The following is a 3,602-nucleotide window of genomic DNA, read 5'->3' as shown; positions in this document are numbered from 1 at the left end:
GGTCGAGCTCGGTCTCGATCCGCTTGCGGAGCGTGTCGAAGGCATCGATGATGCGATCCATCTCCTCGCCGAAATTCTCCTCCAGCTCGCCCTCGAACTTCGCGACGACCTGGTCGGCCAGGCCGTCGATGCAGGTGGCGAAATGCTGTACCACCTGCTCCATCAGCAGCCCTGCGCCGACCGTGGCCGCCTTGATCAGGAGCCGGATCGCCTTCTTCTTCCAGCCGGCGAAGGCCGCCGGCGCATCGCCTGGGGCGCGCTTCTTCCGATCGTCGAGCTTCTTGCGGAAGTTGTCATAGGCATTCGCTAGCTTGACAAAGATGAAGCCGAACTTGTCGCGAAGCTTCCCCAGCAAAGGGCCAAATTTACGATCGGCGATGCGCTCCAGCCGGTGCAGCATCTTGCTGTCGGCGCGCTCCTGCGCGGAGGTGGCCGGCGCCGAGACGCCCTTGATTTCCTCGGCGATCTTCTCATAGGCCTCCCGCACTGCCTGCTGCTGCTCGATCGTCCGCGCCCCGGGATCGGTGGACTTCCAAGCATTGAAGCGACCGGCGAGGGCCTTGCGATCCTTCTCCCAGGCATCCAATTCGAAGCTGTCCTTCCGCGGCTTCGTGTTGCGGCGGATCACGTGACGCTTCGCCGGGCGCGCCGCCATCGCGCGGCGGCGAGCCTTCACCTTGGTTGCGTTCTTCTTCAGCTTAGCAATGAGCTTGTTCAGATCCTTCACGTGTTTCTCAAACGCATCGCTCTGCCCTGCGGTGAGCTTCTTCGTGGGCGGCGCATTGCGCGGGACGAAGACGTAGTTCCAAATGCCGGCACCCTGTGGATCTTTCCCGAAGGCGAGATGGCCCGGGGCTTTGATCGGATTCCGCAACGGCTCGCTCTTAACCTTCAGCTCTAGATCGCGCGGGAAGGTAGGTTTGGCGGCGCGCGGATGCAGCCCTGGGGGAACGCTGATCTCGCCTTTAGACATCTTGTTGATTTTGAGTGCCCAGGTGCCGGGGCCATCGCGCTGCTCCGGCTTCACCGCGTTCACCGCCTCCTTCACCTGCGTCAGTCCAGCGATGTAGCGGTCCAGCTGTTTCTGCCCGCCCTCCCTTGCCTTTAAGTTGTGGCCGGGCTTGAGCTCACCGAGCGCGATGGTCGTCGGCGCCTTGTCCAGGCCGACGACCTTGTCATTCTCGACCCGCGGATTCTGGTATTGTTTTATTTTGTCCCGGTTGAGGCGGTGGCCCTTCGAAATCGGTGCCTTCTCGAGCCCGGCTGTATCGGCTTTAGGGTTTTTCTCCTTCCAGGTAGTGAACCAGGGTGGCTGCCAATCGTCCACGTCGTAATTTTCGACCTGCTGGTTGGGTGGCGCCGGCACATGCGGCTTCTTGACCCGGGACGTATCGGGCGGCGGCTCTGGCGGGCCGTCATCGGGGGTGAGTTCCGTCTGACCCGACGCCACTTCCTTGGTCGCTTGCTCCTCCTTGGCGGACGGTTTCGCGGCCGGGTCCTTCGCGGCGATGACGCCAGGCAGCCTCAGGGCGGGCTCAGCCTTGTAGAAATCGGCGTAGCCGTTGGAACGACCGCGAAGCCTATGAAAGCCGCCATTAGGAATCGGGACTTCCGCCAGCAGGTCGGCGTTGCCCGCGTCCTTCGACACCTCCATGATCACCGCATCGTGGGCTCCGCTTCTATTCTCCTCGAAATCCTTCTCGCCGGCGGCGGGTTTGAGCGGCACCCAGCGTGCGGAGCGCTGCGCCGCGGGCGCCGCCGCCCCCGCCTCGGCCGCGTCGTCGCCGAGCGAAGCCGGCTGCGTCTGCTGCAGCACATGCGCCATCTCGTGGCTCAGCGTCTCGCTCGGTGCCGCGCTTTCGCCGCGGCCGAGCCAGATGTGGCTGCCATAGGTGAAGGCGCGCGCGCTGATGCTGTCGGCCATGGCCTCGGCCGCCCCGCCCTGGTGGATGCGCACCCCCGACAGGTCCCGCCCCAGGCGGCTTTCGTAGAAGCCGCGCAGCCCCGCGCCGAGCGGCGCGCCGCCCGAGGTCAGCTGCCGCGGCGTCGCCGCGAGATCGGGCGGGCCATGCTCGCGCTCCGCCTCCTCCACGCCGAGGCGCTGTACCTTGTCTTCCGCCTCGCAGGCCGCGCAGGCGCGCTGCACGCCCTCCGGCGCCTCCTGCAGTTCGACATCGGCGGGCATGCGCATGACGGTCCGCGCAATGGCATCCGCCTCCCGCTCATGCACGTCGTCGGCGGGGCCGACCTCGGTCACAGCGCTGCGCTGCGGCTGCGGGCTGACGTTCAGTGCGCCGAGCGCGAAGGGTGCGGCGGCGGCGCCAATGTTGTCCTCGGCTTGCGGTGCGCGCTGGGCGATCGGTGGGGCGGTGATGGCCACCCGCGACCGGGGCAGTTGAAGGGGCGCAGGGCGGCTCATCGGTCGCCCCCAATCCGGCGGGCCACGACCGCCGCCGCGCTCAGCCCGGCCGCACTGCCGGACGCCGGCGCGGGCTGCACCGCGTGGGATGGGCGCGTGGGTGGCGCCGCGGCGGGTGGTTGCGCGGCCAGACGCGCCAGCTCGGCCCGGAAGGCGCGCAGCAGCGGACCGCGCTGGCCTGCGGGCACGTTTTCCAGAACAAGCGTGTCAATGCGAATGCGGCGGGTCATGATGACATCTGGCCCCAGCCACGCAGCTCGCCCTCAGTCAGTGGCTTCTCGAGCTTTGCGTATTCACTGCGCGCTGCGGCCAGCACATGCGCGGACCGCACCACGCCACCATCCGCCGCCGCAAGGAACGCCGCGTTCAGCGCCACATTGCGGATCGCGCCGCCAGCCAGGTTCATCTGCGCAAGGCGGCGCGGATCCAACGCCTCCCGCGGGAGGCGACGCGGGAAGACGCGTGTCCAGATCGCCTCACGTTCCTCGACCGTCGGGAAGGGAAAGTCCACCACGAAGCGAATACGCCGCAGGAAGGCACTGTCAATATTCTGTTTCATGTTGGTGGTCAGAATGGCAAGGCCGGTATAGCTTTCCATGCGCTGCAGCAGGTAGCTGACCTCGATGTTGGCGTAGCGGTCGTGGCTGTCCTTGACCTCACTACGCTTGCCGAGCAGCGCATCCGCCTCATCAAGCAGCAGCACGGCGCCACTGGCCTCAGCCGCATCAAAGACACGGCGAAGATTCTTCTCGGTCTCCCCGATGTACTTTGAAACGACAGCAGAAAGATCAATTCGGTGCAGGTCAAGCTTCAGCGCATGCGCGATCACCTCCCCCGCCAGCGTCTTGCCGACGCCTGACGGGCCCGCGAACAGCGCCGTAATGCCCAGCCCGCGCTCTGAAAGGCGCTCCCGAAAGCCCCAGCGTTCATAGACACGCATCCGTTCGGCAAGCTGCGTTTCGATCTGCCGCAGCATCGCCTTGCGCGCGGGCGGCAGGATCAGGTCGTCCCAGCCCGCCCGCGTCTCAATCCGCTCTGCCAGGCCGTCGAAACGCAGCCGCGCCTCCTCGCGTGCGGCATCCCAAAGCGCGCCGCGCAGCGCCACGCCACGCGGCCGCGCGGCGGCCCGCGCCGCAACGGCGCGCAAGGCCGATGCGGACAGGACGAATTGCGCGGCGACTGC

At 66.8% G+C, this 3,602-nt stretch carries 3 protein-coding genes; all 3 read right to left on the bottom strand.

Translation table 11 applies throughout. The features are described from left to right. Positions 1 to 2,419 (bottom strand): DUF4157 domain-containing protein (locus ACILRN_RS16230; RefSeq protein WP_395690004.1); only part of this gene is annotated, 2,419 nt, incomplete at its 3' end. Further along, positions 2,416 to 2,649: a hypothetical protein gene (locus tag ACILRN_RS16225; protein WP_395690003.1), complete on the bottom strand. Its 234-nt coding sequence runs from the start codon at positions 2,647 to 2,649 to the stop codon at positions 2,416 to 2,418. The genes ACILRN_RS16225 and ACILRN_RS16230, both read right to left, overlap by 4 nt. Continuing rightward, positions 2,646 to 3,602 (bottom strand): ATP-binding protein (locus tag ACILRN_RS16220; protein ID WP_395690002.1); only part of this gene is annotated, 957 nt, incomplete at its 5' end. The genes ACILRN_RS16225 and ACILRN_RS16220, both read right to left, overlap by 4 nt.

The organism is Aestuariivirga sp. (assembly GCF_044238155.1).
Taxonomy (GTDB): domain Bacteria; phylum Pseudomonadota; class Alphaproteobacteria; order Rhizobiales; family Aestuariivirgaceae; genus Aestuariivirga.
This window is presented reverse-complemented; position numbering and strand designations above follow the sequence as displayed.

Coding starts and splice junctions, on each gene's coding strand:
- ACILRN_RS16225 (WP_395690003.1), bottom strand. CDS start 2,649: ATGACCCGCCGCATTCGCATTGACACGCTTGTTCTGGAAAACGTGCCC.